We start from the raw sequence: 24,880 nt of genomic DNA on the forward strand, positions 1-24,880 counted from the left end.
GACGAAAAAGCCGCAACCGGTGTCTTGATAAGTCGACGAGACGACGTCGCTCCGAGGCGCACAGCCGCGGCGTTTCACAGCGAAGCCCCATGCGAAGGATCGAAGAGGGCTCGAGGACATCTTTCGATATTGCCGCATGGTCCTGGTGAGAGGACGTCGGGAGAGGCGAGTTGCAGCGTTCGCATGGGCGTTCGATCCCACCTACCGAGTGAGCGCGTAGCAATCGATGTTTTTGAGCGCCAGCCGCCCGCAAGCGCTCCACGCTTCCGACTTGTTGTCGAAGCCGGCATATCTGGCGCGGTAGTACACATCGCCACCTTTTTCGAAGGCCTCGGTAAAAGCAGAAGTTTTCGAAAGCAGTTTTGGCGCTTTGCGAGCCGCCAGTGAAAGGATTTCACGAGCTGCGGCCTTGCTTGGCATCGATCCAATCTGGATGATCCATTGACCTTCGTGGGTGGAAGCGGTGCTGATCAGATCGATGGCATCGGCAGACAAGGCCTGCTCCCTGGACCCATCGCCCATCGCCTCAGCGGCGAAAGCGGCTCGGGAATCGGCCACCTGAGCCGGCTTCCACGTCGGAGTGGGCACCGATGCGTTCGAAGCCGCGGAGGCGACCAATGCGCTTTCTCCGCCACGATCGATCCTGAACCGGTCCGGACCGTTGGAAGCCTTAGCCAGATAGCGGCTGATGAGACGCTTCATGCGTGCATCTCGGCTCCCGACCGTATGTCCGCCCATCACCACCGCGACGATGCTGCGGCCCTGCGCCTCGACGGAAGAAACCAGGTTGAAGCCCGAGGCATTCGTGTATCCCGTTTTGATCCCATCCACGCCTTTCACCCGGCCGAGCAGATGGTTGTGATTGCCGAAGCGCCGACCTTTGTATTTGAAGGATCGGGTGTTGAAGTAGGAATAATAGCCAGGATGATGATCCCTGAGCGCCAGGCCAAGACGTGCCATGTCGCGCGCCGTGGTCTTCTGGGCTGTATCGGGCAGTCCGTTGGCGTTCCTGAACGTGGTGGAGGTCATTCCTAACTGTCGTGCTTTTTGCGTCATGAGACGTGCGAAGCCGGCCTCCGATCCGCCGAGGAACTCGCCAATGGCCGTCGCGGCATCGTTGGCGGACTTCGTTACCAGCGCCAATATGACCTGTTCGACGGTGATCGTTTGACCTTGCTTCAGTCCGAGCTTGGAGGGGGCCTCGTTGGCGGCACTGGCCGACACCGGTATCGCCGTGCCTTTCGAGATCCTGCCGCTCTCGAGCGCGTCGAAGATGAGGTAGAGCGTCATCATCTTGGTGAGAGACGCTGGATAGCGCGGAGCGTCCGCATGATCCCTGTAGAGGGTCTTGCCTGTCTTGGCATCGATGACAATGGCTGAAAATCTGGAATTGGCCTGCACGGCGGAAGCAGAGGCGGCGCAAAACACGATGACGACCGAGATCCTCAAGGCGAATTTCAACAATGACGCCGGGAAGGCGACAAGCTTCTCCAGTACCAGATACATCCGCCCCGCCCGTCGCCGCTCCGTGTAAAATGTGGCCGGGCGATCCGGCCATCGGATCACGAAGCTAGGCAGGCACCGTTACCAATTGGTTATCGCATTCTTAACGAGAGGCCGCAAATTGTCTCGGCTCTATCCCTCGATCTCGGGCTCGTATGGTGGCTTTGCCGGAGCCAGGAAATCCGATCTCACCCATTCGGCGAATTTGCCGTTCGAGATGCCGTTCTCCTTGCTGCAGTCATTGCGTCCCGATTCCACGAAGGTGGACTCTCCTTTGTAGCAGCCGGCATTGGAATAGCCGGTTATGCGCGACCATTCGTGGTCCGTCTCGTAGACGATGACCGTCTCGCGATAAAACAGCATCCCGACGATGCCGCATTCCATCGATGGACAACTGCGCCGCTTGGCATTTTCGCCAGCGACCCACATCCGGTTTTCTGCTTGCACAGGTTGGACGAAAGCCACGTGAGCCGCCAGCAACGTGGTCGCAACCAAAACGACCCGCCGTATTCCGGATTCCGGTCTGGCTACTACCCGACGAGAAGTCATGCATCCCTGCACCAGGTCGTCCATAGCGAAAACAGCAGCGTGTCCTTGGGAACGGAGGAATGCCAATAGCTGAAGAACTCTCACGCCTGCACTCCGCCAATATCGATATCGGCATTTTATCTTTGGTCAGCAAGCTGTCGACCAAAATCGCGACCCGTTGGATGTTTCGGAACGAAGGCACGCCCAATCCGCGGCTCCGCACCAGGTAAGGTCGGTCGCCGTGACGGTTCGCGGAACTTGACGCCGCACGGCTCGAGGCGCGCATCGATTGCGGCGCCGACTACCAGGATGCTTCTGCGGAAGACAAGCCGATCTTGCTAGAAGATTCTATTCTACATCCTCACGTCCGTACCCTAAGCGCTTGCTCCAGCCTGTCGGCGATCTGTGTGACGAGATAGGCAATCGCCATGTAGATCACGACGGCAATTACGAAGGCTTCGAGATAGTAGAAATTCAACGCGGCGGTCAGCTGTGACTGCGCGAAAATATCGACAACTTCGATGGCGAATCCGAGTGAAAGTGCTTTCATGATAACCATCATCGAGGTTGTCAGATCGGGAATTGCCGTCAGGGCGACCTGGGGAAATAGCACCCGTCGAAACAGTTGGCCCCTTGTATAGCCAAGCGAATAGGCTGCGTCTGCCTGACCGCTGTCAAAGGCATTGAGGGCTCCTTTGATAATCTCCGCCTGGAACGCGGCGACACAGCCGGTCACCGCAATGACAAGGATAACCCAATTGGGCGTTTGGTGGGCGTTGAAATCTATGCCAACCAATGAAAACAGAAACTGGAGCGCGGGGGGAAGACCGAAATAGGCGAGGAAGATCACGATCACCATCGGAACGCCCTTAAAGACGACCTTGTAGGCCATGACGAGCTCTCGCAGTGCGGGAATCCGTCTATATTCCACGAGCGCAAACAGGCTGCCGACCATCGTCGAGAGGACGAAGATCGTAAGGGCCATTGCAAGCGTTACGGGTACGGCGCCCAGAATTTCCCGCGAGTCCTGGAGCAGGATATCGGTCTCAAACATGGTCAAATACCCTTGTTAGGTCACACGCTCGCGATCAGTGTGTTCTTGATCTGAGCAGATGTCGTAGCCTCCGGTGCCTGCATCGGGGAACGAAGCTCGAAGAAGCGGATGATGAGCCATGCGATCAGGCACATCACCGAATAGATGACCGCCAGCACGAGATAGGTTTCGAACTGGTACTGATTATAGTCGCGCTCCATGATCAAATGCGCGGTCGCCATGACATCCGCCGCCCCGATGTACATCACCAGCGCAACGTTATGGATCAGGTAGATGACGGAGTTCCCGTAGCCCGGCAACGCGAAGTGCACTGCTTGTGGCCCGATGACCCGCGCGATTTTCTGGCGAAAGGTATATCCAAGACTGTCTGCCGCATCATGCTGGCCGCGATCGACGGCCAGATATGCAGGTCGCAGGACTTCTGACAGGTAGCCGCCGTGATAAAAGCTCAATGCCACCATCGCGGCGATCGTCGGCGAGAAAAAATCTTCGGAGCCGAACAGGATTACCAACAAGGGAAGCCCGTAAAATGCAACGAACAATTGGAGGACGACGGGAACACTCCGGGCATAGGATACGTAGAGGTCCGCCAGGTGACTGATCACAGGTACCCTGCGGACCCGGAGAGTTGTCGCAAGGAGATCTAGGCAGAAGCCGGCAATGAGGGCCGTAAAAGTGATGGCCAGCGTCAGCGGCAACGCCGAGAGCAACTCGGGAATCATAGCAGACACATCCACCTTGAACACTCCTTCTTGCAGTTCAACCTTGGCGCCGACCATCCAGCTGCAGCTGAGGACGCCCCGTTACTTCATGTATTTCACGATGTCCTCGCCGAACCACTTCTGCGAGAGCTTGTCGATCGTGCCGTCGTCCTTCAGTTCCTTGAGCACCTTGTTGACGTCCTCAGCCAGGATCTTGTTTTCCGCTGACCGGTGAATCAGCATGTACGTGTTGTTGCTGTAGACCGGATCGGATGCGACGATATCGAGTTTCTTGTTATCGATGACCGCCTGCTCACCGAGGTTAGACGGTAGAACCAATGCGTCGAACTTGCCGTTCTGAACTTCATCCAGGCGGTTCGGGTAGGGGATCCCGGCGCTCGATGCCGTGACGTCGAGCTTGTATTGCGGATTCTCTTTCTGCCAGTTCATGATGAACTTGTAGGTTCCGCCACCTGCCGTCGTCGGAACGATCCTCTTGCCGACCAGGTCCTTCATTTCCTTTATGCCGCTGTCTTTCTTGCTGTAGATTTTCATCAGACTGGCGCCCATCGGGTTCTCTGGAATGATGAATTGCTTCTCTCGCTCGGGCGACTTGTAGTAGCCACCTACGGCGATGTCGTACTTCCCGGTGGCAAGGCCGGTTTCCTGGGCGATGTCAGAGACACCTTCCATTTCGAACTTGTATTGCGGCAGCTTCGCATTGATCGCCCTCAGAAGATCGGGCTCATAGCCTTGCGGTTCGACGCCGATCGCACCCCAGGCCAGCGGCTTGGATTCGGCAGACGTCGCGATCTTGACCGTCCGGACGGCCTGACCATAGCTGATCCCAGCGGTTGCGAGGGCAATTGCGATGCCACCAGCGACGGCCAGGACATAGCGGCGGGAAAAACCGGATGTGATTGCAGACATTTCTTGAGTTCCCTTCTTGTTGAGCTATTGAAAAGCGAGTTCTGACTGCAGGAATTGAGCCAGTCGTGGACTGGAAGGCGCGTCGAAGATTTCAGCCGGACTGCCGTCGGCGGCAACCACGCCACGGTCCATGAAGACGATCCGGTTCGAGATGTTCTTTGCGAATTGCATCTCGTGGGTCACAAGCAGCGACGTGATCCCTGACGACGTGACATCCTTGATCACCTTCAAAACTTCACCGACAAGTTCGGGGTCCAGCGATGACGTAGGCTCATCGAAGAGGATGACGTCAGGACGCACCGCCAGCGCGCGTGCGATGCCGGTGCGCTGGAGCTGGCCGCCCGAGAGCTGGGATGGATAGCTGTCTCGCTTCGACGAGAGACCGACCCGATCGAGCTCTCTGAGCGCGATTTCCTGCGCCTCATCCCTGGATTTGCGCTGCACCACAACGAGCGGATCCATCACGTTCTGGAGGACCGTCATGTTCTTGAAGACGTTGAACTGCTGAAAGACCATCGCGGTCCTCAACCGGATCGCCTGGACAGCGGCCTTGTCGGCACGCTGGTAATCCATCCCAATCTGATCGAACGAAATGGTTCCTGACGACGGCTTGGCCAGATAGTTGATGCATTTCAGCAGCGTGGTCTTGCCGGTGCCACTGGGGCCGATGATCGACACCACGTCACCCCGCTTTACCGAGAGATTGACGCCGTTCAGGACCTGCGTACTTCCGTAAGACAGCTTTATATCTTTGAGTTCAAGCATTGCTGGTTGGCCCTTCGGAAAGTGTGGGACGGACTGGCTTGACTGTATGCGACGTCATCATCCGCTTTCCGCATGGCCCAGGACGTGCATCAGCCGGTTTGCCCAGCCGAAGATCGCTATGGCGTGGACGAGGTCGATGATCTCGGCATCATTCATGCCGACTGATCGCAGCGAGGCGATGTCGTCTGCCGTCGCTTCCGACGGCGCCGCCGACAGGCGGCGGGCAAAGTTGTAGATTGCCGCATCGCGCGACCCAAGCTTTTCAGGTTTGTCGAGATACAGCGCGGTGACCACTTCATCGCTCTTGGTCAGCTCCGCATGCCGGCGAGCGTGAACAACGGCACAGAATTTGCAGCCATTGACGATCGAGGCACCCAATGCGCCAAGCTCGCGGTCGGGACGGGCAAGCCCGCCCTCGACGTACATGATCGCGTTGAACAACACCGTGCGGGCAATATAGCTCTCGGGATCATGCACAAGGGTGCGCACATATTCCGAAACTTTCTTGGCCGACGGCGTAACCTTCATCGCTTCGAGCTGTTCCGGCGTTGCCTCCGATAGCTCGACCGGTGCGATATAGGGATGCCAATTCAGCGGCTTCAGGCGCACCGAGGAAATCATGCCCGCCTCATCAATCGCAAGCCGGTCGCGACCCGGGTCTGGAAGTTGATGAAGGCAGTCAATTCGGAGAGCGCAACGATCTGGGGATTGTTCAATCCGGCTTGGGCGAGCAGGGCAATGTGGCTCGCCTCCGCCTTTCTCGGCGTCAGGGTGATCAGGTCAACATGTCGGGCGATGGTCGCCAGGGGTTCATTCAAATCCGTTTCCCCCCGGGCCAAGGACAGAAGCTGCTCCGTGGGACCAAGCTGAGCTAGTTGCACATCATATTCGGCCATCAGGACGGGATCGGCGTTCAGAGCTGCCATGCGACGGGCCAGAGCGACCCGCAAATTCGGCGCCAGCCCCTGATCGTTTGCCGGCTGCAGGACGGAGAGGCGACATTCCTCAGCCCCTCGCACGAATTCGGGCCGAAACCGCCGTGCAGCGAAAAGGGCATCGTCCGGTGAAAGACCTGCAGCCTTGTCCATTGCGTCGATCACAGTGCGGCCTCCTTATGCAACAAGGGTGTTGAATCGACCCATTCGTCGCCCAGAAGTTCCGGGGTATCGTAGGCGATCAGATTGGCGAAGTGGGTTTCGACATCTTCGGCGAACAGCGACGCGGCAATGCCGCGGACCAGACGGTCGGCGCCAGCGCTGACGGCCGGGATATCGCCGGACACCTTGCCATGGGTCAGCATGGCGGCGTCGTTGAAGCAGTGGACATGCGCCAGCATCGGGCAGGAACCGGGCACGCGCTCGCGAAATTCGAAGGCAGGGCCGAGATCCGGTGCCTCCAACATGCCTGCGCGCGGCGGCCCCATGTCCGGCGTATATCGACCATCCGACCAGGTGCGGATGTGTGGGGCGAGGGCGGCGAATTCCGGGCGACCACTGAAATCATTTGAAAAGCCGGTCGCAGCGATCATGAAATCGTAGCGCATCGGCCCTTGCGTGGTTTCGACTAGAAGGCCTCCGGCATCTTCCTTCACCGCGACTACGCCGCAGTCGAGAAAGAAGCGGGCATTCGCATGACGAGACACGCGAAGCGTCGATGAACGCGGCGGCGGCGTCTGGGTCGAGGCGGTGTAGTCGAAGAATCTCCACTTCCAGGCGTCAGGCAAATGATACATGCCGAGGATGACACCCTGGCTGCCGATCCCGGTCAGCTTGTTGATGCGCGGCATTTCCTTGCGCCGGATCAACATGTCGACTGAACCGGCGCCCGCCTCGAGCGCTGTCGCGGCATTGTCCATCGAAGAGGCACCGGCGCCGATAACCGCCACACGCTTGCCTTTCAGTGCATCAAAATCGATGTCGTCGGCAGAATGGGCCCAATAGGAGCGATCGATGCCCCTGAGGAAATCAGGCACGGCAAAACCGCCGAGACCGGACCGACCGGTGGCTAGAACGAGACGACGGGTGAGAACCCGGCCGGTTTCCGCGCCCTCGACATCGATCGCAATCAGATCGCCAACGGCTGCAACGCCTGTCATGCGCACGCTGTTGCGCACTGGCAGACCAAGAACGTTCCGGTACCAGACCAGGTAGTCCATCCACTGGCCTTTGGGGATTTTGTCCAGCGACCGCCATGCTTCAACGCCCCATTGTGCCGTGAACCAGGCGCGGAATGTCAGCTGCGGCAGGCCGAGCGACGGACCGTGCAGCGTTTTCGGCGACCGGAGCGTTTGCATGCGGGCAAACGTTATCCATGGCCCTTCGAAGCCGGCCGGAGCCGCGTCGTAGGCGACGACATTGGTTATCCCCGTCAGCACCAGCTTTGCGGTGGCAGCAAGTCCGCACATGCCGGCGCCGATCACAACGACGTCACGGACCGGCACGCCATCGCGCGAACGCGCGGGAACCCATGGCTTGGCAGGCAGTTCGAGAAAATCGAGATCCTGAGCAAGTTGTGCTTCCAGCGCGGCTAGACCTCTCGCGGGGAGCGAACTGGGGGTGTGCTTCATATTCCCGTTCCGTGATTTGTGCCGGAGGCAGGATCGGTCACCAATTGGCCGGCCAGGGTCGGATCGAGTTTCTTGAAGCCGACGATCGACCGTTCAGCCACCGCCTCGACCGCATCCACCAACGCCTGCGCGACTGGACGAAGGGGGCGTTTTTCGGCAGCCACAACACCCCAATAAAAGAGGACGGTTACGTCGATCGGCCGGATGACGACCCCAGGCAAGCCCACGCCATAGGCGGTGAGGGGATCGATGACAGCCGCAACACCAGTCCGGCGTACGATCTGCAGCGCGCCACAGGCGGTATTCGTGCGGATTACTGGCCCGGTGTCGATGCCCCTGGCCGCCAACGCCTTGGAGACATGCAACTGGAAACGCAGCGGGTTGAGCAACGTGGCGACGCGGCGGCCGGCAAAAGCGGAAAGCGGTATGACATCTAGTTCGGCGAGCGGATCACCCTCCCGCACGGCAGCAACATCAGGCGCCGAATAGAGCCGCAGGACATCCAGACCGGGCGTATCGAGCGGCAGGCTTGAAAACCCGACCTCGGCACGTCCGCTACGCACTTCCTGAGCGACGGTCGAGGGAAGAAACTGCCCGAGATGCGTCTCGTGCGGAAGCTCGGCACCTTGGAGTTCGGCCAAGGCCGTCGGGATCAAGCCGGTGCCGATCGCGGAGGTGGTGACGATCTGCAGGATTCGCCCTCTGCCGGCGGCGATCATCTTGGCCCGCGCTGCGAGTTCGGTGAAGGACATCAGCAGGCGTCGTGCTTCCTCCTCGAACGCGACTCCTTCTTCAGACAACTGCACTCGTCGACCGATCCGATGCAGCAATTCGAAGCCAAGTTCGGCCTCGAGCTCCTGAATGGTGCGCGTCACCGCAGGCTGGGAACGCCCGAGCATGTCAGCCGCCCTGGTGATGCTGCCGCTGGCAGCAACCGCAAGGAAGGTCTGAAGGTCCCGGGTTTCCATGTTTCTCCTACATGCGTAATCCGTATGATTGACATCGTCTCATTCGTTTTTGATATATGTCAAGCGGAAACGAATGTTCGTTACGGGCTTTGTGCATATGCCGGCTTCAGCGCCAGAATCCGGATCGGAGGCGGACAGGGACGTCAGACGCGGCTCTGGCTTCAGGTGAAGGCGGCAGGGATTCTCGAACCACAAAGCCTGCGACAGGAGGAATGTTATGCGCGTGAGTATTCTGGGCGCCGGAGCAATTGCTTATGGCCTTGCCGCCTATTTGGCAGGATCGGGGCATTCGCCAATGCTTTGGTCACCGTCGGGACAGCGCACCAAGGCGTTGGCTACCGGCGAATTGTTGAAAGCGACGGGGGACATCGTGGCGACGGTACCCGTGCGCATCGCCAAGGATTGCAAGGATGCCATCGCCAACGCGGACGTGGTGGTGATTGCACTTCCGGCTTACGGCCACAGGATGGTGATGGATGCTGCCGCCCCCCATCTGATCGATGGAATCCCGGTCATCATCAGTTCGCATTGTTCGTTCGGGGCACTGTATCTCTCCAAGCGGTTGGCGGAGCGCAAGGTCAGCTTGCCGATCGTCCTTTGGGGCACAACACTGTTGACCGGTCGACAACTCGGACCAACCGAAGTCCATGTCACCACCATTCGCCAGAAGCTTGACGTCGCGACGCTGCCTTTCAAAGCTCAGGATGAAGGATACGCACTTTGCACGAGCTTATTCGGTGATCGTTTCGTCAAGCGCGACGGCATGCTTGCGATCGCGCTCAGCAACCTCAATCCGCAAAACCACTTGGGAATTGCCCTTCTCAATCTGACACGCATGGAAAAAGCCGAGCAATGGAGCCAGGGGGGAAACGTCACCCCTGCCGCTGGCCGCCTTATCGAGGCTCTGGATGCCGAACGGCTAGCCATCGCCGCCCATTTTGGTATCGCGGTTCGCACCGTCCAGGAGCATTTTTCATTGTCGTTTCATGTTCCGAAGGGAACCGTTTCGGAGATGAACCAGGAGATGGATCGTCAAGGCCGTGGCGGCTTTGGTCCGACAACAATCGAAAGCCGCTACATTCTCGAGGATGTTCCGTTCGGACTGCTGCCGACCGTATTGTTGGGCAAGATCACCGAGAAACCGGCGACACTCCACGAGTCTGGAGTTTCGATATTATCGGCGGCTTACGGTCGCGATCTCAGGGGGGATAACGATATTCTTCCCGCGCTCGGCCTCGAGGGAATAGCAAAAACGGATCTTGAAAGCCTTTGCCGCATGGGGTTTTGAGCGCCCGCAGTCGATGCGGCATGATCAAGTTTGAGGCGCACCACGCTACGTCAGCGCGTCGGTTCACCTAACGGTGGCGTGCAGCGTCAGGGCGATGTCGCCGCACGAGTTCGAGGCGAGGCTGATCTAACCTCGAGAGGCAAGGAACTCATCCCGCCGTTCAAGACGGTCGAGCCGGAACGCCAGCACCAGTAGGACGAGGCCGACTTTGCGCTTGGTGTCGCGTGACGCGGGTCGATGACAGATCTCGCCGCTCATGCAGCCCTGCTGGAGGTTGCCACACGTTGGACAAGTCCGAGCCCATTTTACGGTCGTGCCGCACAACGATGCAGGGCAGCACTGCCGGTTTGGCCAGCCAACCTATTCACAGACAGCGATCAAAGCCGTGCCTTGGTGCTCCGGGGTGTCGCCAACAACAGGCTGGTCTCACTGCCGGTAATGCCGGGGATCAGGCGGATGCGCCGCAGCACGGCGTCGAATTCGGTCAGTGTCTGCGTCCCCAGTTCTATTACCAGATCCCAGCGGCCGTTGGTGGTATGGATCGTCGAAACCTCCGAGAAGCCGCCAAGGGCGCGGATCACACGATCGGCGGCATGCCCTTCGATTTCCACCATCATGATGCCGCGTACACGCTGGTCGACGGCATCGGCTCGCAGAATGACGGTATAACCGATGATCGCGCCGGCTTTTTCAAGACGCTCCATGCGGGACCTGACCGTTGCCCGCGAGACGCCGACATCTAGGGCAAGGTCCGAGATGCTGCGCCGCGCGTCATGCCTCAAAAGCGTGATGAGCTGTTCGTCAAGCTGATCCATGGCTCTGAATGCAATCAAATCATTCCATTTTGATAGCCCATTTCAACAAATTTGCCAATTTGATATGTTCATCCTGCCGGTTATCCGCGCTCCAATAGGCGATCGAAAACGCGCGCGGGGACATAGGAATGCATTGCACGATCGTCGGGGCACCGATCCAGGTCGGCTCAGGCCGGATGGGTTGCGAGATGGGTCCTAGCGCGCTCCGTACCGCAGGCCTGGCGGCCGCACTCACTGAACTCGGGCATACGCTGGCCGACCTTGGCACCGTCGCCTCTGCCGATCTGCGCCCGATCAGCCACGGCAATGCCGCCTTGAAGGCGCTGCCGGAAATCGTCGCATGGACGGCGGCGATCACGGAGGCGGCCTATGCCGCCAGCGCCGGCGCCATGCCGATCTTCCTTGGTGGCGATCACAGCATTTCCGCCGGCACGCTGGCCGGCATCGCCCGCCGGGCGGCGGAAGCCGGCCGCCCCCTGTTCGTGCTGTGGCTCGACGCACATCCTGATTTTCATACGCTCGACACCACGACCAGTGGCAATTTGCATGGCGTGCCGCTGGCTTATGCCAGCGGGCAACCAGGCTTCGAAGGCTACTTTCCCAGCTTGGCGGCTTGCGTGGATCCGGCCCGTATCTGCACACTGGGCATCCGTAGCGTCGATCCGGCGGAGCGCGAAGCGCTTCGCAAGGCGGGCGTCACCGTGCACGATATGCGCACGATCGACGAATATGGCATGGCCCCACTGCTTCGCGCCTTTCTTGAGCGGGTCAGCGCTGAAAACGGGATGCTGCATGTCAGCTTCGATGTCGATTTTCTCGACCCGTCCATCGCTCCGGCCGTGGGCACCACCGTGCCGGGCGGCGCCACCTTTCGCGAGGCTCATCTGGTGATGGAAATGCTGCACGACAGCCGTCTCGTCACCAGCCTCGACCTGGTCGAGCTCAATCCCGCACTCGACGAACGCAACCGCACCGCGACCCTTCTCGTGGACCTGACCGCGAGCCTTATGGGCCGGCGGATCATGGACCGTCCCACACGGAGTTATTGAGCTGTGACCCCCAAGCTGAACATCGTGCCCTTCGTCAGCGTCGATCACATGATGAGGCTGGTCCTTGCCGTCGGCATCGATCGCTTTCTCATCGATCTCGCCGCCTATATCGAAGAGGATTTCCGACGTTGGGACTTGTTCGACAAGACCCCGCGCATCGCATCGCACAGCATCGACGGTGTCATCGAACTGATGCCGACGAGCGACGGACAGCTCTACGGCTTCAAATATGTCAACGGTCATCCAAAAAACACGCGCGACGGGCGCCAGACCGTGACGGCCTTCGGCGTGATGGCCGATGTCGGCAATGGCTATCCGATGCTGCTTTCGGAAATGACCATCCTGACCGCATTGCGCACGGCGGCGACGTCGGCCGTCGCGGCCAAATACCTCGCCCCCGATGCGGCGGACTGCATGGCAATCATCGGCAACGGCGCCCAGTCGGAATTCCAGGCCATCGCCTTCAAGGCCCTGCTCGGCATCCACAGGCTTCGCCTTTATGACATCGACCGGTCGGCGTCCTTGAAATGCGCGAAAAACCTTGCCGCGTTTGGTTTCGATATCGCGATCTGTGCGTCGGCGCAGGAGGCGGTGGAAGGGGCTCACATCATCACGACGGTCACCGCCGACAAACGCTCCGCGACCATCCTGACGGACAACATGGTCGGATCGGGCGTGCACATAAATGCCGTCGGCGGCGATTGCCCCGGCAAGACGGAGCTGCATCGCGACATACTGCTGCGCTCCGACATCTTCGTCGAATACCCGCCGCAGTCGCGCATCGAGGGTGAAGTCCAGCAACTCGAGCCTGACCATCCCGTGACAGAGTTGTGGCAAGTGATGACCGGTAAGGCGGCCGGCCGCCGGGATGCCAGCCAGATCACCTTGTTCGATTCCGTCGGCTTTGCGATCGAGGACTTTTCCGCGCTGCGCTACGTCCGCGACCAGCTTCAGCGCACCGGCCTCTACGAGGAGCTCGATCTGCTGGCGGACCCGGACGAGCCACGCGACCTCTTCGGCATGCTGCTGCGCGCCGACAAGGCCGCAGGGGTCAGGGCCGTATCCGGCTGAGTTTTCGCAGAGCCTGCTGGGGATGTTCGTCTCGCAACAGACGCGGCGCCGAGCATCCGGCTTCAGGATCGAGCAAGCCGAGGATAACAAAATGCCCGCCCGAGGGCGGAGGGGTGATCTGCACGGGATCGGAGGGCGGGAGCTGCGCGGCGGGCGGCGGCTGAATATCCCTGGCTAAAGTCGCCGACGCCAATGGCCTCAGAGGGAAACCAGGTTTGTCAGCAGGGTCGCTGCGTCGGTGTCGGCCAAGCCGAGGTCGCGAACGCTGCTCATGTGATTGGTCGCAGGAAGGGTGGTCTGCGAGACCTGTAGTCCCTGCTCCTTCAGATGTCGCGCAAACGCCTCGGCCTGGCTGTGGAATGGCGGCGTTTCATCGGCGCCGACAGCGATCTCGACCGACACTGACGGATCGAAACGGCGGGTGAGCGGCGAGAACCTGGCTGCATCCTCGTCGGTTATCGCGATCTCGGCGGCAAGGAAGGAGGTCTGAAGCGGCTTCAGGTCGTAGAGCCCGCCAAGCAGCAACGCGCCTTTGATCGTCGATGTCCGGCCGTCGTCATGGAAGAGCATCGTCGCAAGCTGGGCGCCGGCTGAATGTCCGCTCACGGTCAGGCGCTTGGTATCGCCGCCGCGATCGCCGATATGGTCGAGCACCCAGCTTTTGGCGCGCCGCACCTGGTCGACGATCGTGGCCATCCTCACGGCCGGCATCAGCGCATAATCGACGATGACCGCGATTGCGCCGGCGCGCGTCACCGTCTCGGCGACATAGGAATAGTCGCGCTTGGAGAACATGCGCCAGTAGCCGCCATGGATGAACATATGGACCGGCAGGCGGTCGCGTTTGCCCTCCGGAAAGAACAGATCGATGGTCTCGGTGGCATCGGCTCCATAGGCGATGTCGGCAACCATCGGTATTGTCGCGCGCACCTCCGTGCTGCGACGAACGATCTCGGCGACGATATCGTCGAATTCGGCGACATGGTCGCGGATGCGGAAAGGATCATTCTGCATGGGCTGCCCGTTCACATGGTGACGGCGATGTACTTCGCCTCCATGAACTCGGCAATGCCGTGCTTCTGTCCGCCTTCGCGGCCAAGGCCACTCTGCTTGACGCCGCCGAAAGGTGCGGCCGGATCCGACATCAGGCCGCGATTGAGCGCGACCATGCCCGTTTCGATCCTAGATGCCACCTGCATGCCCCTGGCCAGATCCCGCGTATAGATATAGGCGGCTAGGCCGTATTCCGTGTCGTTGGCGCGCGCGATGACTTCGTCCTCGTTCTCGAAGCGGCTGATCGGGGCCACCGGACCGAATATCTCCTCCTGTGCCATCTCGGCATTGGCGGGCACGTCCCGAAGGACGGTCGGCGGATAGAAATAGCCCTTGTCGTCGGCGACCACGCCGCCGCACAGGATCCTGGCGCCGCGGGCGACCGCGTCCTTGACCAACCGATCGATCTTGTCGACGGCTTTCCTGGTGATCATCGGACCGCATTCGGTGTCCGGGTCGGTGCCTGAACCGAGCTTGAGCGCGGCCATGCGTTGGCGCAAACCTTCGGCAAACGCGTCATGGATGCCGGCCTGTGCGTAGATGCGGTTGGCTGCCGTGCAGGCCTCGCCGGCGTTTCGCATCTTGGCGACCATGGCGCCGTCGAGGGCCGCGTCCAGATCGGCGTCATCGAAGACGATGAAGGGGGCGTTGCCGCCAAGTTCCATCGAGCATGAGATGACGTGCTTGGCTGCTTCGGCCAGCAGAACGCGACCCACGCCGGTCGAACCCGTAAAGGATAGCTTGCGGACCCGCGGATCGGCGAGCATGGCGGCGGTCACCGGTCCGGGGTTCGAGGTGGTGAGCACATTGACGACGCCGGCGGGTACGCCCGCCTCCTCGTACAGCGCGGCGAGCGCGTAGGCGGTCAGTGGCGTCTCGCTGGCGGGCTTCAGAATGACAGTGCAGCCGGCGGCCAGCGCCGGCGCGATCTTGCGTGTCGCCATGGCGGCGGGGAAATTCCAGGGCGTTATGAGCACGCAGATGCCGATCGGATGATAGTCGACGACGATCCGGTTGGCGCCTGACGGCGCCATGCCGAATTCGCCGCTGATGCGGACTGCTTCCTCGGCATTCCAGCGGAAGAATTCAGCCGCATAGGCGACCTCGCCGCGCGCGTCGCGCAGCGCCTTGCCGTTCTCCAGCGAGATCAGCGCCGCCAGCGTATCGGACCGTTCGACCATCAATTCGAAACAACGCCGCAGGATTTCCGAACGCTTGCGCGGCGCGGTTGCGCGCCAGCCCGCAGCCGCCTTCGCAGCCGCCTCGACGGCAGCGGCGGCATCGGCAATCGTAGCGTCCGGGACGGCCGCAATCACGGCCTCCGTGGAAGGATCGATCACCTCAATGAGGCGACCGTCGGAAGACTGTCGCCAGTGTCCGTTAATATAGAGGCCGTGCGAGAATGTGGTGTAGTCGAACATGTCCGGATCTTCGTTGAATTGCCCTTGGGGTACGTTCATCTCATCACCTCTGGTCAGACTGAGCTTGCGGCCATGTCGCCGTCATAGGCGGCCCTCACCAGCCGCCGCATCGCGGCGATGTCGAAAGGACGAGGGTTGTTCTTGATCAGCCGATCGATGCCGAGCGCCTGCTCGGCGGTCCAGTCGATCTTGTCGTGTGGAAGACCCAGATCGGCCAGCGTACGGGTGATGCCGATGGCACCGAACAGCCGGGCCACCTCATCGATGGTGGCGCGCGCGGTCGCCTCGGCGCTCTTTGTCTCCGTCACCCCCAGAGCAGCGCCGACCGCCGCTATTTCATCGGTCGCGGCGGGCAGGTTGTAGCTCATCACGTAGGGAAGCATCGTCGCCACGCCCAATCCGTGCGGCGTGTGGGTAAGCGCACCGACGGGATATTGCACGGCGTGGGCAGCCGCAGTTCCGGCCGTGCCGAAAGCGCAGCCGGCCGCAAGCGCCCCCATCATAACATCGGCGCGTGCATCTTCGTCCGAGCCGTCCCGGTACGCCTTTTCGAGACTGCGGCCCAGGAGCTGGATGGCGAGCAGCGCGAAATGATCGGTCAGGGCGCTCTTGCCGACAAAGACATGCCGCTGCGGCAAATGCGGATCGGCGCCACGTTTGGCGGACGTGAAGGCTTCGATCGCGTGGGTGAGCGCGTCGGCTCCGGCAATTGCCGTGAGGGAGGGCGGGCATGTCGCGGTGAGTTCCGGATCGCAGAGCGCGACCGCGGCAATGAGATGGGGACTGGAAATGCCGACCTTCAGCGTCCGTTCCGGATCGGAGATCACCGCCACCGGCGTCACTTCCGAACCGGTGCCGGCGGTGGTCGGGACCGCGATTACCGGGAGCGTGGGGCCGGGCACCTTGAATTCCCCGTAGTAGTCCTGAAGCCGCCCGCCGTGACTGATCAGCAGCGCGGCGCTTTTGGCCATATCCAGGCAGCTGCCGCCACCGATCCCGATCACCATGTCCGGCTTGAAGTCCTTCGCATGGGCGGCGCAGACGGCAACGCTGTCACGGGGGACATCCGGGAGGATGCGATCGTACACGAGCGTTTCGATCGAGCCTGCTCTCAGTGCGGCGCTGATCTGCGCGAACATTGCCGTCCCGGCGAAACGCTCATCCGTGCAGATGAATGCGCGCCGGCCATATCTGGCGGCAACATCAGGCAGCGCGTGACGCTGGCCTTTGCCGAAAAGAATCTCCCGCGGCAACCGGGCTGCTGCAAATAGAGTCATGAACTGTGTCCTTCGAATATGGATTGGCGAGCGGGGGATCGGAGATCATCGCTTGCCCAGCGTGCGTGGCGTGGTTCGGGCAAGGCACGGGCCAGAGCCGTCGTCGAGTTTTCCTGACTCACGAAATATCCTCTATAAAATCGTATAGGATATAGGATTGAATTACGCGGAGCATCGTGTTAGAGGTCGCTCCTGTCAAGAGGCAAAACATGCAGAATCCAGACCTTACCGTCGACAACGACGCTCGGTTGACGGGCCGCATCCAGCGTGCCAACAGCCTGTCGGAGGACGTCTACGAGGCGATCTTCCAGCAGCTGATGTCGCTGAAGATAGCTCCGGGATCGCGGATCACCGTCGACAACCTCGTCAAGGAGTTCAACGTCTCGCATACGCCCATCCGCGAAGCTCTTGGGCGGCTGGAAGGCGAGGGCCTGGTGGTGAAAACCCATCTTATCGGGTACCGGGCCGCGCCCCAGATCACACGGCGCCGTTTCGACGAGCTCTATGAACTGCGCCTGCTGCTCGAACCCGCAGCCGCCGCCAAGGCAGCCGCTGCGCTGGATGAAGCCCGGCTGATGATTTTGCAGGAGGCGGCTGGCGTGATGGCCAGGCGCGTGGGCAAGGACGAACGCCTGCGTTATTCGAACTTCGCCCGCCAGGATGCCATCTTCCACGACAAGGTCATGGAGTTCGCGCAGAACGAGCTCATCCGCGAAACGCTGAACCACCAGCACACCCACTTCCACATCTTCCGCCTGATGTATCACTCGCGGGTCACCGAAGAGGCACTTGACGAGCACGAAGCCATCCTCGCCGCTTTCGCGGCCAGCGATCCGGTTGCCGCCGAAAAGGCGATGCGCGTGCACATAGAGAATTCGCGGGACAGGCTCCTGCCTGCATTCGAGTAGGCCGCGATGTCAGTTGCTACTCGCATCGACGGAAGCGTCACCGCTTTGCCGCCGGAGCCCACATCGGCTGTGGCCCCGGTGCTGCGCGCGGAAGGGCTTTGCAAACAATACGGCCCGGTAACCGTGTTGTCGGACATCACGCTGGATATTTTCCCCGGCGAAATCCATGCCGTCATCGGCGAGAATGGCGCCGGCAAGTCGACGTTCATGCGCTTGCTTTCCGGTTACATCGAGCCAACCGCCGGCGGCCTGTCCATGGCCGGTGACCGCGTGAGTTTCAGGACACCTCACCAGGCGCAGGCGGCAGGTATCGCGCTGGTGCATCAGGAGATCCTCCTGGCCGAAGCGCTCACGGTGACCGACAATCTCTTTCTCGGCCGCGAGCTCTCCAGGCGCGGAATCGTCGATGATGGCGCCATGCGCCGCATCGCGGCCGCGAAACTGGCCGAGATCGGTTGCGAGGTCTCGCCGACCGCGCTGGTCCGAGACATTTCGCTGGCGGATCGCCAGCTCGTGCAAATCGCCCGCGCGTTGCTCGACGACCACAGGGTCGTCATCTTCGACGAGCCGACAGCGGTGCTGACCGGCGGGGAGGTCGAGCGTTTGCTCGCCATCATCTTCGGGCTCAGGGCGCGGGGCATCGCCGTCCTCTACATCAGCCACCGCCTCGACGAGGTGCAGCGGCTGGCGGATAAAGTCTCCGTCCTGCGCGACGGCAAGATGATCGGCACCTATCCCGGCCATGCATTGAGCCAGGCCGACATGGCGCAGCTTATGGTCGGGCGCGAACTCGCCGCGCTTTATCCTCACAAGCGCGAGGTCCGTACGAGCCGGCCCATGCTGACCGTCCGAAACGCGACTGTTCCGGGTTACGCGCGGGACGTGTCCTTTACCGTTCACAAAGGCGAGATTCTTGGCTTCGCCGGCATGATCGGGGCGGGGCGAACCGAGTTGTTCGAAGGCATTGTGGGGCTTCGGCCGGCGACGGCGACGATCGAGTTCAACGGGTCGCCGATACAGATACGCTCGCAGCGCGAGGCCATAGAGGCGGGCATCGGCTATCTCACGGAAGATCGCAAGGGCAAGGGCCTGCTTTTGCAGGAGCGGCTGGCGCCGAACTTGACCCTCTCGTCACTTGGCCTTCTGCATCCGGGACTTCTGGTTCTGCGCGGCCGCGAATCCGAGGCGCTCGCGCGGGCCGTCTCCAGCTACGACATCCGGGTGAAGAGCCTGAACAACCAGGCGGGGCAGCTTTCGGGCGGAAACCAGCAGAAACTTCTGCTGGCCAAGGTGCTTCTGACCAATCCGTCGGTCGTGATCATCGATGAGCCGACGCGCGGGATCGACATCGCCAACAAGGCACAGATCTACGCCTTCATCCAGGAGCTCGTGGGCCAAGGCAAAGCCTGCATCGTCATCTCCTCGGAGATGCAGGAACTGGTCGGCATCTGCGACCGCATCCTGGTCATGCGCGAAGGCAGGATCAGCGGCGAGGTCTCGGGCGAAACGATGATCGAAAGCAACATCGCGCTACTGGCGACCAGCGACAAAGGCCATGACACGGCCCAAGGAGGAAGACAGTGACGGCGCTTACCCATTCCATGTCCGCCCGAAGCGACAGGCAGCACCATTTCTCGTGGACGGATGCCGGCCCTTTCCTTGCACTGTTCGCACTGCTGGTGGCGGGATTCCTCATCAATCCGGATTTTCTTTCCGCGACAAACCTGGGAAACGTGATCACGCGCAGTGCTTATGTCGCCATCATAGCCGTCGGCGCCACGTTCGTGATCTCATCGGGCGGGCTCGACCTTTCGGTCGGCTCGATGGTCGCCTTCATCGCCGGCGTCACGATCATGTTCATGAACATGATGGCCCCCAGCCTCGGCCTTTGGGCCATTCCGGCAGGCATGGTGATAGCCGTCATCGCGGGGCTTCTATGCGGCCTCGCGAACGGTCTGATCGTCACGGTCGGAAGGATCGAACCGTTCATCGCCACGCTCGGCACGATGGGTATCTTCCGCGCACTGATCACCTATATGACCGATGGAGGCACGATCCCGATCGATCGCTCGCTGCGGGACGCGTACCGGCCGGTCTATTTCGGTACCGTCGCGGGCATTCCGGTGCCGATCCTTCTGTCGGCGCTCGTTGCGGTGATCGGCGCATTTGTCCTCTACAAGACCAAATATGGCCGCAAATGTGCGGCGGTAGGCGCCAACGAGGACGTCGCCCGCTATTCGGGCATCTCGGTCGTCAAGACGCGCACCATTGCCTATGTCATCCAGGGTGCATGCGTGGCGGTCGCCGCCATCTGTTACGTGCCTCGCCTCGGGGCCGCCACCCCGACCACCGGACAGCTTTGGGAGCTGCAGGTGATAACGGCCGTTGTCATTGGCGGAACTGCGCTGCGGGGCGGCAAGGGCCGCATCTGGGGCACCATAGCCGGTGCGGTGATCCTGGAACTGATCGCCAACCTGATGGTGCTGTCGGACTTCGTTTCCGAATACCTCGTCGCCGCGGTGCAGGGCGTCATCATCATCATCGCCATGCTTGTGCAAAGATTTTCGAAATAGCCCGTCTTCGGACCGGACGGGCGCCTGTTGTGTGGTCCATATCTCTGGGAGGTATTTATGTTTAGCAGAAAATGGGTTGCGGTTGCGGCTGCCGGCGCACTGATGGTGGCCGGCCAGGCGCTTGCAGCCGACAAGAAGGTGGTCGCGGTGTCGATCCCGGCGGCGGATCATGGCTGGACGGCCGGCATCGTCTATCACGCGCAGGCCGCCGCAAAGGAAATCAACGCGGCCTTCCCGGATGTCGACGTGGTCGTTAAGACGTCGCCCTCGGCGGCCGACCAGGTAAGCGCGCTGGAGGATCTGTCGGCCAGCCGCAAGCTGGATGCGCTGGTGATCCTGCCCTACACCTCGGAGGAATTGACCCAGCCGGTGAAGGCCATCAAGGACATGGGCACGTTCATCACCGTCGTCGACAGGGGATTGACCGATCCTTCCGTCCAGGACCTGTATCTTGCCGGCGACAACATCGCGGTTGGCACCAACACGGCGAAGTTCATGATCGACAAACTGGGCGGCAAAGGTGACGTCGTCGTGCTGCGCGGCATTCCCACCGTCATCGACGACGAGCGCATCAAGGGCTTCGAGGATACCATCAAGGGCACCGGCCTGAAGGTGCTCGACATGCAGTATGCGCACTGGAACAGCGACGAGGCCTTCAAGCTCATGCAGGATTACCTGGCCAAGCACCCGCACATCGATGCGGTCTGGGCCAATGACGACGACATGCTTCTCGGTGTGCTCGAGGCCGTCAAGCAGTCCGGCCGAACCGACATCAAGCTGGCGCTCGGCGGCAACGGCATGAAGGACATCGTGAAGAAGGTGATAGACGGGGATGCGATGACACCGGTCGAGACGCCGTATCCGCCGGCGATGATCAAGACCGCGATCTACATGACCGTGGCGAACTTGATCGGCCAGGCTCCGGTTCGCGGTGCCGTCAAACTCGATGCGCCGCTCATAACCCAGGCCAACGCCGAGGAATACTATTTCCCGGACTCCCCATTCTGAAGGCCGCAATCCGAATGAGACAAGGCGCGTGACGCGCCTTGCCTGCCAACAACAGAGAGGAAGAGCTATGCCAGGCAAGAAGATACTGATGCTGACCGGTGAGTTCACCGAGGAATACGAGATTTTCGTTTACCAGCAAGCGATGGAAGCCGTCGGCCACACGGTCCACGTCGTTTGCCCCGACAAGAATGCAGGCGACCTGATCAAGACCTCGCTGCACGATTTCGAAGGGGACCAGACCTACACCGAAAAGCTCGGGCACTACGCGCTGATCAACAAGACGTTCTCGGATGCGGAAAAGCAGCTCGACCAGTACCACGCGGTCTACTGCGCGGGCGGACGCGGACCGGAATACATCCGCACCGACAAGCGTGTGCAGACGATCGTTCGACACTTTCACGAGACCAAGAAGCCGATCTTCACGATCTGCCATGGCGTGCAGATCCTGATCGCGGTCGACGGTGTCGTGCGCGGCAAGAAGGTCGGTGCGCTGGGCGCTTGCGAGCCGGAAGTCACTCTCGCGGGCGGAACCTATATCGACCTCTCGCCGACGGAAGCCTATGTCGATGGCACGATGGTGTCGGCCAAGGGATGGACGGCGCTGGCCGCCTTTATCCGTGAGTGCCTGAAGGTGCTCGGCACGGAAATCCGCCACAACTGAGCCACGAACCAGGGCGGAGGCCGGCGCGCTGGCGTGGCGTGTCGGCCTCCACAGTTTACCGAAGCCTTCGCCGATGCGGACGACTGTATCGACCGTCGTCGCCGCGCCCGCCAGATGCGCGGACAGGCTAAAACACGCTATAGCGCTTTGAGCGCCCGCTCATGTATGCTTGCGATCAGACTTTCTGATATATAGCGCACATGAGCAGTTTGCATGAGACGCAGTTTCCTGAACGTGACGCCGGATAACGGTGTCCCGGTCCTCAAAGGACTGGCATCCCCGGTCCGCATGCGCATTCTCCAGCTTCTCCACAAGTCGGGAAAGTTGAATGTGAACGAGATCAGCAAGGAGCTCGGACTCCCTCAATCCACCGTCGCCACGAATATTCAGATGCTGGAAGAGGCCGGCCTGGTCGATACCTACCCGATCAAGGCCAAGAAAGGTCACCAGAAGATCTGCGCCCCCAAATACGACGAGATCATCCTCCGCTTCGATTCAGGAGAAGAGCGCCGCAAGGACAATCAGATCGAGGTTGCGATGCCCCTTGGACTGTTCACGGGCTGCGAGGTCAACGCTCCGTGCGGTCTTTGTTCGACCGAAGGAGTGATCGGTCTGCTCGATGTACCGGACTTCTTCCTCGATCCAGGACGCGTCCAGGCTGCCCTTGTCTGGTTTGGGCGTGGTTTTGTCGAATACAAGTTTCCCAACAACGCCAAGCTGGTGAACTCACGTGTCGAGGCCTTGGAGTTCTCGATGGAGCTGTCATCCGAGGTGCCGGGAACCAATCTCGATTGGCCCTCCGACATCACGCTCTGGGTGAACGACCACCGCATCGGCACATGGACTTCGCCCGGCGATTTCGGCGACAAGCGCGGCGTCTACACGCCGAACTGGTGGAAGCTCGAAGGCTCGCAATACGGCAAGCTCAAGACCTGGCGTATCAACAAATCCGGCTCCTTCATTGACGGCATCTCGATCTCCGGCGTGACCGTAGCCGATATCGGCCTTGCGGAGCATCACTCCATAAGGATGAGGATCGGCATCGACGACAATGCCCGACATCCCGGCGGCGTGAACATCTTTGGCCGTGGCTTCGGCAATTACGACCAGGACATCGTCATGCGCCTTCACCTTGCACGGTAAGGCTCGTCTTCCTCCGACCTATCCCGTCATTTCGATGTGTCGAACCGCACGACGGTCCAGGACGCCGGCTCAAGCTTGATGCTAATTCGATCTTTCGTCGTTTCGATGGAACTGAATTCAGTCGGTTTAACCTCGTCCGGCGCCTCCTTCGTGTTGAGGGCGAGGAGATCGTTGTGTCGTAGTTCATGGGCCAGGCGCTTCGTCAACGTGCCGAAGCCGGTTGCCTCGATGCTCACGTCGATGCCATCGGAAAGGTTGCGGTTAAGCATGAACAGCGTCACCGTGCGGTCAGCCTCGGAGTGAACCACGGAAAGCTTGAGAAACGGCACGGCTTCGATCTTGTCGTAAAGCTCTTCGGTCCGCGTCGGGTCGTAGTAGCGAGCGGAATAGGTCGGCACATCCACATATGTGCGCAGCACGCGTCCGCGGCCCAGATTGCTGAAGTCGGCAAAGGGCCAGAAGATCGTCTGACGCCAAGCCGGTCCGCCCGTTTCGGTCATGATAGGGGCGATAGCGTTGACGAGTTGGGCGAGGCATCCAGCCTTGACCCTGTCGGCGTGATTGAGCAGTGAGATGCAGGCGCCTCCGAAGGCCAGTGCGTCCTGCATGTTGTATTTCTCCTCGAGGATGGCCGGCGCGACCGGCCACCCGGTCTGAATGCGGTTGTCGTCGCCACGCCGCGTCCGATACCAGACGTTCCATTCGTCGAAGCTCAGCATGATGCGCTTCGACGACCTGCGCCGTGCCGCCACGGAATCGGCGATAGCGACGACCTCCTCGATGAAACTGTCCATCAGGTCGGGGCTGGCGAGGAAGGAGGGCGTGTCGTCGGCATAGTTGTTGAGATAGGTGTGGAGCGAGATGTACTCGACATGATCGAGCGTGTGTTCCAGCACGACCCTTTCCCAGTCCCCGTAGGTCGACATCTTCCGTCCCGACGAACCGCAGGCGGCAAGTTCGATCGATGGGTCGGTCAGCTTCATCATCTTCGCCGCTTCGGCTGCAATCCGCCCATACTCCTGGGCTGTCTTGGCGCCCATTTGCCAGGTACCGTCCATTTCGTTGCCGAGGCACCAGAATTTCACGTCATGCGGCTTGTCCCAGCCGTGCGATCGGCGACGGTCGGAAAGCGTGGTGCCGGAAGGGTGATTGCAGTATTCGAGATAGTGCCTTGCCTCGTCCGGCCCGCGCGTGCCGAGATTCACAGCCAGCATCGGTTCGATGTCGGCAAGCCGGCACCAGTCGATGAATTCATTGGTCCCGAACTGGTTGGTCTCGATCGATTTCCAGGCGAGATCCATTCTGCGAGGGCGCTTTTCGACAGGGCCGACGCCGTCTTCCCAATCGTATCCGGAGACAAAATTGCCGCCGGGATAGCGCATGATCGTGGGTGCCAGTTCTCTCACCAGCTCGAGGACGTCGCGGCGGAAGCCGTTCTTGTCCGCCGTGGGATGGCCGGGTTCGAAGATGCCGCCATAAACGCATCGCCCGAGATGCTCGACAAAAGCGCCGAACAGACGTTTGTCCGTCTCGCCGATGATGAAGTCTCTGTCGAAACGCACTTGTGCCTTTTGCATGGTCCTACCGCTCTGTTTCCT

General features: G+C 60.7%; 24 protein-coding genes. 9 read left to right on the forward strand and 15 right to left on the reverse strand.

Annotated elements, in window-relative coordinates:
• Positions 1-201: 201 nt before the first annotated feature.
• The 10 genes from LB533_RS19115 to LB533_RS19160 form a co-directional block, all read right to left on the reverse strand.
• Complete coding sequence (locus tag LB533_RS19115; protein ID WP_224557481.1) at positions 202-1,401, reverse strand: D-alanyl-D-alanine carboxypeptidase; 1,200 nt, start codon at positions 1,399-1,401, stop codon at positions 202-204.
• Between the two features lie 234 nt (positions 1,402-1,635).
• Complete coding sequence (locus LB533_RS19120) at positions 1,636-1,932, reverse strand: hypothetical protein (RefSeq protein ID WP_140641873.1); 297 nt, start codon at positions 1,930-1,932, stop codon at positions 1,636-1,638.
• A gap of 460 nt (positions 1,933-2,392) precedes the next feature.
• Positions 2,393-3,085, reverse strand: a complete 693-nt coding sequence (locus tag LB533_RS19125; RefSeq protein ID WP_140641875.1) for an amino acid ABC transporter permease — start codon at positions 3,083-3,085, stop codon at positions 2,393-2,395.
• A gap of 20 nt (positions 3,086-3,105) precedes the next feature.
• A complete protein-coding gene (locus LB533_RS19130; RefSeq protein WP_224678037.1) occupies positions 3,106-3,822 on the reverse strand; it encodes an amino acid ABC transporter permease in 717 nt (238 codons plus the stop codon).
• Between the two features lie 66 nt (positions 3,823-3,888).
• Positions 3,889-4,716, reverse strand: a complete 828-nt coding sequence (locus LB533_RS19135; protein WP_140641877.1) for a transporter substrate-binding domain-containing protein — start codon at positions 4,714-4,716, stop codon at positions 3,889-3,891.
• Between the two features lie 24 nt (positions 4,717-4,740).
• On the reverse strand, positions 4,741-5,481 hold the full coding sequence (locus tag LB533_RS19140) for an amino acid ABC transporter ATP-binding protein (protein ID WP_140641878.1): 741 nt from the start codon (positions 5,479-5,481) through the stop codon (positions 4,741-4,743).
• Between the two features lie 57 nt (positions 5,482-5,538).
• Complete coding sequence (locus tag LB533_RS19145) at positions 5,539-6,102, reverse strand: peroxidase-related enzyme (protein ID WP_140641880.1); 564 nt, start codon at positions 6,100-6,102, stop codon at positions 5,539-5,541.
• A complete protein-coding gene (locus tag LB533_RS19150; protein WP_140641882.1) occupies positions 6,099-6,581 on the reverse strand; it encodes a CMD domain-containing protein in 483 nt (160 codons plus the stop codon). Before LB533_RS19150 ends, LB533_RS19145 begins: the two co-directional genes overlap by 4 nt.
• Positions 6,578-8,047, reverse strand: a complete 1,470-nt coding sequence (locus LB533_RS19155) for an NAD(P)-binding domain-containing protein (RefSeq protein ID WP_224677922.1) — start codon at positions 8,045-8,047, stop codon at positions 6,578-6,580. The genes LB533_RS19150 and LB533_RS19155 overlap by 4 nt, the downstream gene beginning before the upstream one ends.
• A complete protein-coding gene (locus LB533_RS19160; protein ID WP_224677923.1) occupies positions 8,044-9,015 on the reverse strand; it encodes a LysR family transcriptional regulator in 972 nt (323 codons plus the stop codon). The genes LB533_RS19155 and LB533_RS19160 overlap by 4 nt, the downstream gene beginning before the upstream one ends.
• Before the next feature lie 217 nt (positions 9,016-9,232).
• Here LB533_RS19160 and LB533_RS19165 point away from each other — a divergent pair, with 217 nt between their 5' ends.
• Positions 9,233-10,303, forward strand: coding sequence for an NAD/NADP-dependent octopine/nopaline dehydrogenase family protein (locus LB533_RS19165; RefSeq protein ID WP_140641888.1), 1,071 nt, complete (start codon positions 9,233-9,235; stop codon positions 10,301-10,303).
• Positions 10,304-10,680: 377 nt separating this feature from the next.
• On the opposite strand, the gene LB533_RS19170 is transcribed toward LB533_RS19165, so the two are convergent.
• The gene (locus LB533_RS19170; RefSeq protein WP_140641890.1) at positions 10,681-11,118 is read right to left on the reverse strand and encodes an Lrp/AsnC family transcriptional regulator; all 438 of its coding nucleotides are present in this window, start codon (positions 11,116-11,118) and stop codon (positions 10,681-10,683) included.
• 128 nt (positions 11,119-11,246) lie between these two features.
• On the opposite strand from LB533_RS19170, the gene rocF reads away from it, so the two are divergent.
• Together rocF and LB533_RS19180 are read left to right on the forward strand one after the other, a co-directional pair.
• Positions 11,247-12,167, forward strand: a complete 921-nt coding sequence (gene rocF / locus LB533_RS19175; RefSeq protein WP_140641892.1) for an arginase — start codon at positions 11,247-11,249, stop codon at positions 12,165-12,167.
• Positions 12,168-12,170: 3 nt separating this feature from the next.
• Positions 12,171-13,238, forward strand: a complete 1,068-nt coding sequence (locus tag LB533_RS19180) for an ornithine cyclodeaminase (RefSeq protein WP_140641894.1) — start codon at positions 12,171-12,173, stop codon at positions 13,236-13,238.
• Between the two features lie 198 nt (positions 13,239-13,436).
• Here LB533_RS19180 and LB533_RS19185 read toward each other — a convergent pair whose 3' ends face one another.
• Genes LB533_RS19185 through LB533_RS19195 form a run of 3 tightly spaced genes read right to left on the reverse strand, consistent with a single transcriptional unit; the run spans position 13,437 to position 16,989 of the window.
• Positions 13,437-14,252 carry an alpha/beta hydrolase gene (locus LB533_RS19185; protein WP_140641896.1) on the reverse strand — a complete coding sequence of 272 codons (816 nt, stop codon included), beginning with the start codon at positions 14,250-14,252 and terminating at the stop codon, positions 13,437-13,439.
• Between the two features lie 11 nt (positions 14,253-14,263).
• A complete protein-coding gene (locus tag LB533_RS19190) occupies positions 14,264-15,751 on the reverse strand; it encodes an NAD-dependent succinate-semialdehyde dehydrogenase (protein WP_140641898.1) in 1,488 nt (495 codons plus the stop codon).
• A 14-nt stretch (positions 15,752-15,765) separates the two neighbouring features.
• Positions 15,766-16,989 carry an iron-containing alcohol dehydrogenase gene (locus LB533_RS19195; protein WP_140641900.1) on the reverse strand — a complete coding sequence of 408 codons (1,224 nt, stop codon included), beginning with the start codon at positions 16,987-16,989 and terminating at the stop codon, positions 15,766-15,768.
• 209 nt (positions 16,990-17,198) lie between these two features.
• On the opposite strand from LB533_RS19195, the gene LB533_RS19200 reads away from it, so the two are divergent.
• From LB533_RS19200 to LB533_RS19225, 6 genes are all read left to right on the forward strand, one after another.
• Positions 17,199-17,897 (forward strand): GntR family transcriptional regulator, encoded by a 699-nt coding sequence (locus tag LB533_RS19200; RefSeq protein WP_140641902.1) that lies wholly within the window; start codon positions 17,199-17,201, stop codon positions 17,895-17,897.
• A 6-nt stretch (positions 17,898-17,903) separates the two neighbouring features.
• The gene (locus LB533_RS19205; protein ID WP_140641904.1) at positions 17,904-19,481 is read left to right on the forward strand and encodes a sugar ABC transporter ATP-binding protein; all 1,578 of its coding nucleotides are present in this window, start codon (positions 17,904-17,906) and stop codon (positions 19,479-19,481) included.
• Positions 19,482-19,498: 17 nt separating this feature from the next.
• The gene (locus tag LB533_RS19210) at positions 19,499-20,470 is read left to right on the forward strand and encodes an ABC transporter permease (RefSeq protein WP_140642111.1); all 972 of its coding nucleotides are present in this window, start codon (positions 19,499-19,501) and stop codon (positions 20,468-20,470) included.
• 57 nt (positions 20,471-20,527) lie between these two features.
• Positions 20,528-21,478, forward strand: a complete 951-nt coding sequence (locus LB533_RS19215; RefSeq protein WP_140641906.1) for a substrate-binding domain-containing protein — start codon at positions 20,528-20,530, stop codon at positions 21,476-21,478.
• A gap of 67 nt (positions 21,479-21,545) precedes the next feature.
• Positions 21,546-22,139 (forward strand): DJ-1/PfpI family protein, encoded by a 594-nt coding sequence (locus LB533_RS19220; RefSeq protein WP_140499290.1) that lies wholly within the window; start codon positions 21,546-21,548, stop codon positions 22,137-22,139.
• 213 nt (positions 22,140-22,352) lie between these two features.
• Positions 22,353-23,282, forward strand: coding sequence for an ArsR/SmtB family transcription factor (locus LB533_RS19225; RefSeq protein ID WP_140552082.1), 930 nt, complete (start codon positions 22,353-22,355; stop codon positions 23,280-23,282).
• A gap of 26 nt (positions 23,283-23,308) precedes the next feature.
• Here LB533_RS19225 and LB533_RS19230 read toward each other — a convergent pair whose 3' ends face one another.
• Entirely contained in the window at positions 23,309-24,859 is a 1,551-nt protein-coding gene (locus LB533_RS19230) for an alpha-N-arabinofuranosidase (RefSeq protein WP_140641909.1), read from the reverse strand.
• Between the last annotated feature and the right edge of the window lie 21 nt (positions 24,860-24,880).

Source organism: Mesorhizobium sp. BR1-1-13, assembly GCF_020165515.1.
Classification (GTDB): domain Bacteria; phylum Pseudomonadota; class Alphaproteobacteria; order Rhizobiales; family Rhizobiaceae; genus Mesorhizobium.

Excerpts from the sequence above, each read along its gene's own strand:
- LB533_RS19120 (WP_140641873.1), bottom strand. The coding sequence starts at position 1,932 with ATGTGGGTCGCTGGCGAAAATGCCAAGCGGCGCAGTTGTCCATCGATG.
- LB533_RS19125 (WP_140641875.1), bottom strand. The coding sequence starts at position 3,085 with ATGTTTGAGACCGATATCCTGCTCCAGGACTCGCGGGAAATTCTGGGC.
- LB533_RS19135 (WP_140641877.1), bottom strand. The coding sequence starts at position 4,716 with ATGTCTGCAATCACATCCGGTTTTTCCCGCCGCTATGTCCTGGCCGTC.
- LB533_RS19140 (WP_140641878.1), bottom strand. The coding sequence starts at position 5,481 with ATGCTTGAACTCAAAGATATAAAGCTGTCTTACGGAAGTACGCAGGTC.
- LB533_RS19145 (WP_140641880.1), bottom strand. The coding sequence starts at position 6,102 with ATGATTTCCTCGGTGCGCCTGAAGCCGCTGAATTGGCATCCCTATATC.
- LB533_RS19155 (WP_224677922.1), bottom strand. The coding sequence starts at position 8,047 with ATGAAGCACACCCCCAGTTCGCTCCCCGCGAGAGGTCTAGCCGCGCTG.
- LB533_RS19160 (WP_224677923.1), bottom strand. The coding sequence starts at position 9,015 with ATGGAAACCCGGGACCTTCAGACCTTCCTTGCGGTTGCTGCCAGCGGC.
- LB533_RS19165 (WP_140641888.1), top strand. The coding sequence starts at position 9,233 with ATGCGCGTGAGTATTCTGGGCGCCGGAGCAATTGCTTATGGCCTTGCC.
- LB533_RS19170 (WP_140641890.1), bottom strand. The coding sequence starts at position 11,118 with ATGGATCAGCTTGACGAACAGCTCATCACGCTTTTGAGGCATGACGCG.
- rocF (WP_140641892.1), top strand. The coding sequence starts at position 11,247 with ATGCATTGCACGATCGTCGGGGCACCGATCCAGGTCGGCTCAGGCCGG.
- LB533_RS19185 (WP_140641896.1), bottom strand. The coding sequence starts at position 14,252 with ATGCAGAATGATCCTTTCCGCATCCGCGACCATGTCGCCGAATTCGAC.
- LB533_RS19190 (WP_140641898.1), bottom strand. The coding sequence starts at position 15,751 with ATGAACGTACCCCAAGGGCAATTCAACGAAGATCCGGACATGTTCGAC.
- LB533_RS19195 (WP_140641900.1), bottom strand. The coding sequence starts at position 16,989 with ATGACTCTATTTGCAGCAGCCCGGTTGCCGCGGGAGATTCTTTTCGGC.
- LB533_RS19200 (WP_140641902.1), top strand. The coding sequence starts at position 17,199 with ATGCAGAATCCAGACCTTACCGTCGACAACGACGCTCGGTTGACGGGC.
- LB533_RS19205 (WP_140641904.1), top strand. The coding sequence starts at position 17,904 with ATGTCAGTTGCTACTCGCATCGACGGAAGCGTCACCGCTTTGCCGCCG.
- LB533_RS19210 (WP_140642111.1), top strand. The coding sequence starts at position 19,499 with ATGTCCGCCCGAAGCGACAGGCAGCACCATTTCTCGTGGACGGATGCC.
- LB533_RS19215 (WP_140641906.1), top strand. The coding sequence starts at position 20,528 with ATGTTTAGCAGAAAATGGGTTGCGGTTGCGGCTGCCGGCGCACTGATG.
- LB533_RS19220 (WP_140499290.1), top strand. The coding sequence starts at position 21,546 with ATGCCAGGCAAGAAGATACTGATGCTGACCGGTGAGTTCACCGAGGAA.
- LB533_RS19225 (WP_140552082.1), top strand. The coding sequence starts at position 22,353 with ATGAGACGCAGTTTCCTGAACGTGACGCCGGATAACGGTGTCCCGGTC.
- LB533_RS19230 (WP_140641909.1), bottom strand. The coding sequence starts at position 24,859 with ATGCAAAAGGCACAAGTGCGTTTCGACAGAGACTTCATCATCGGCGAG.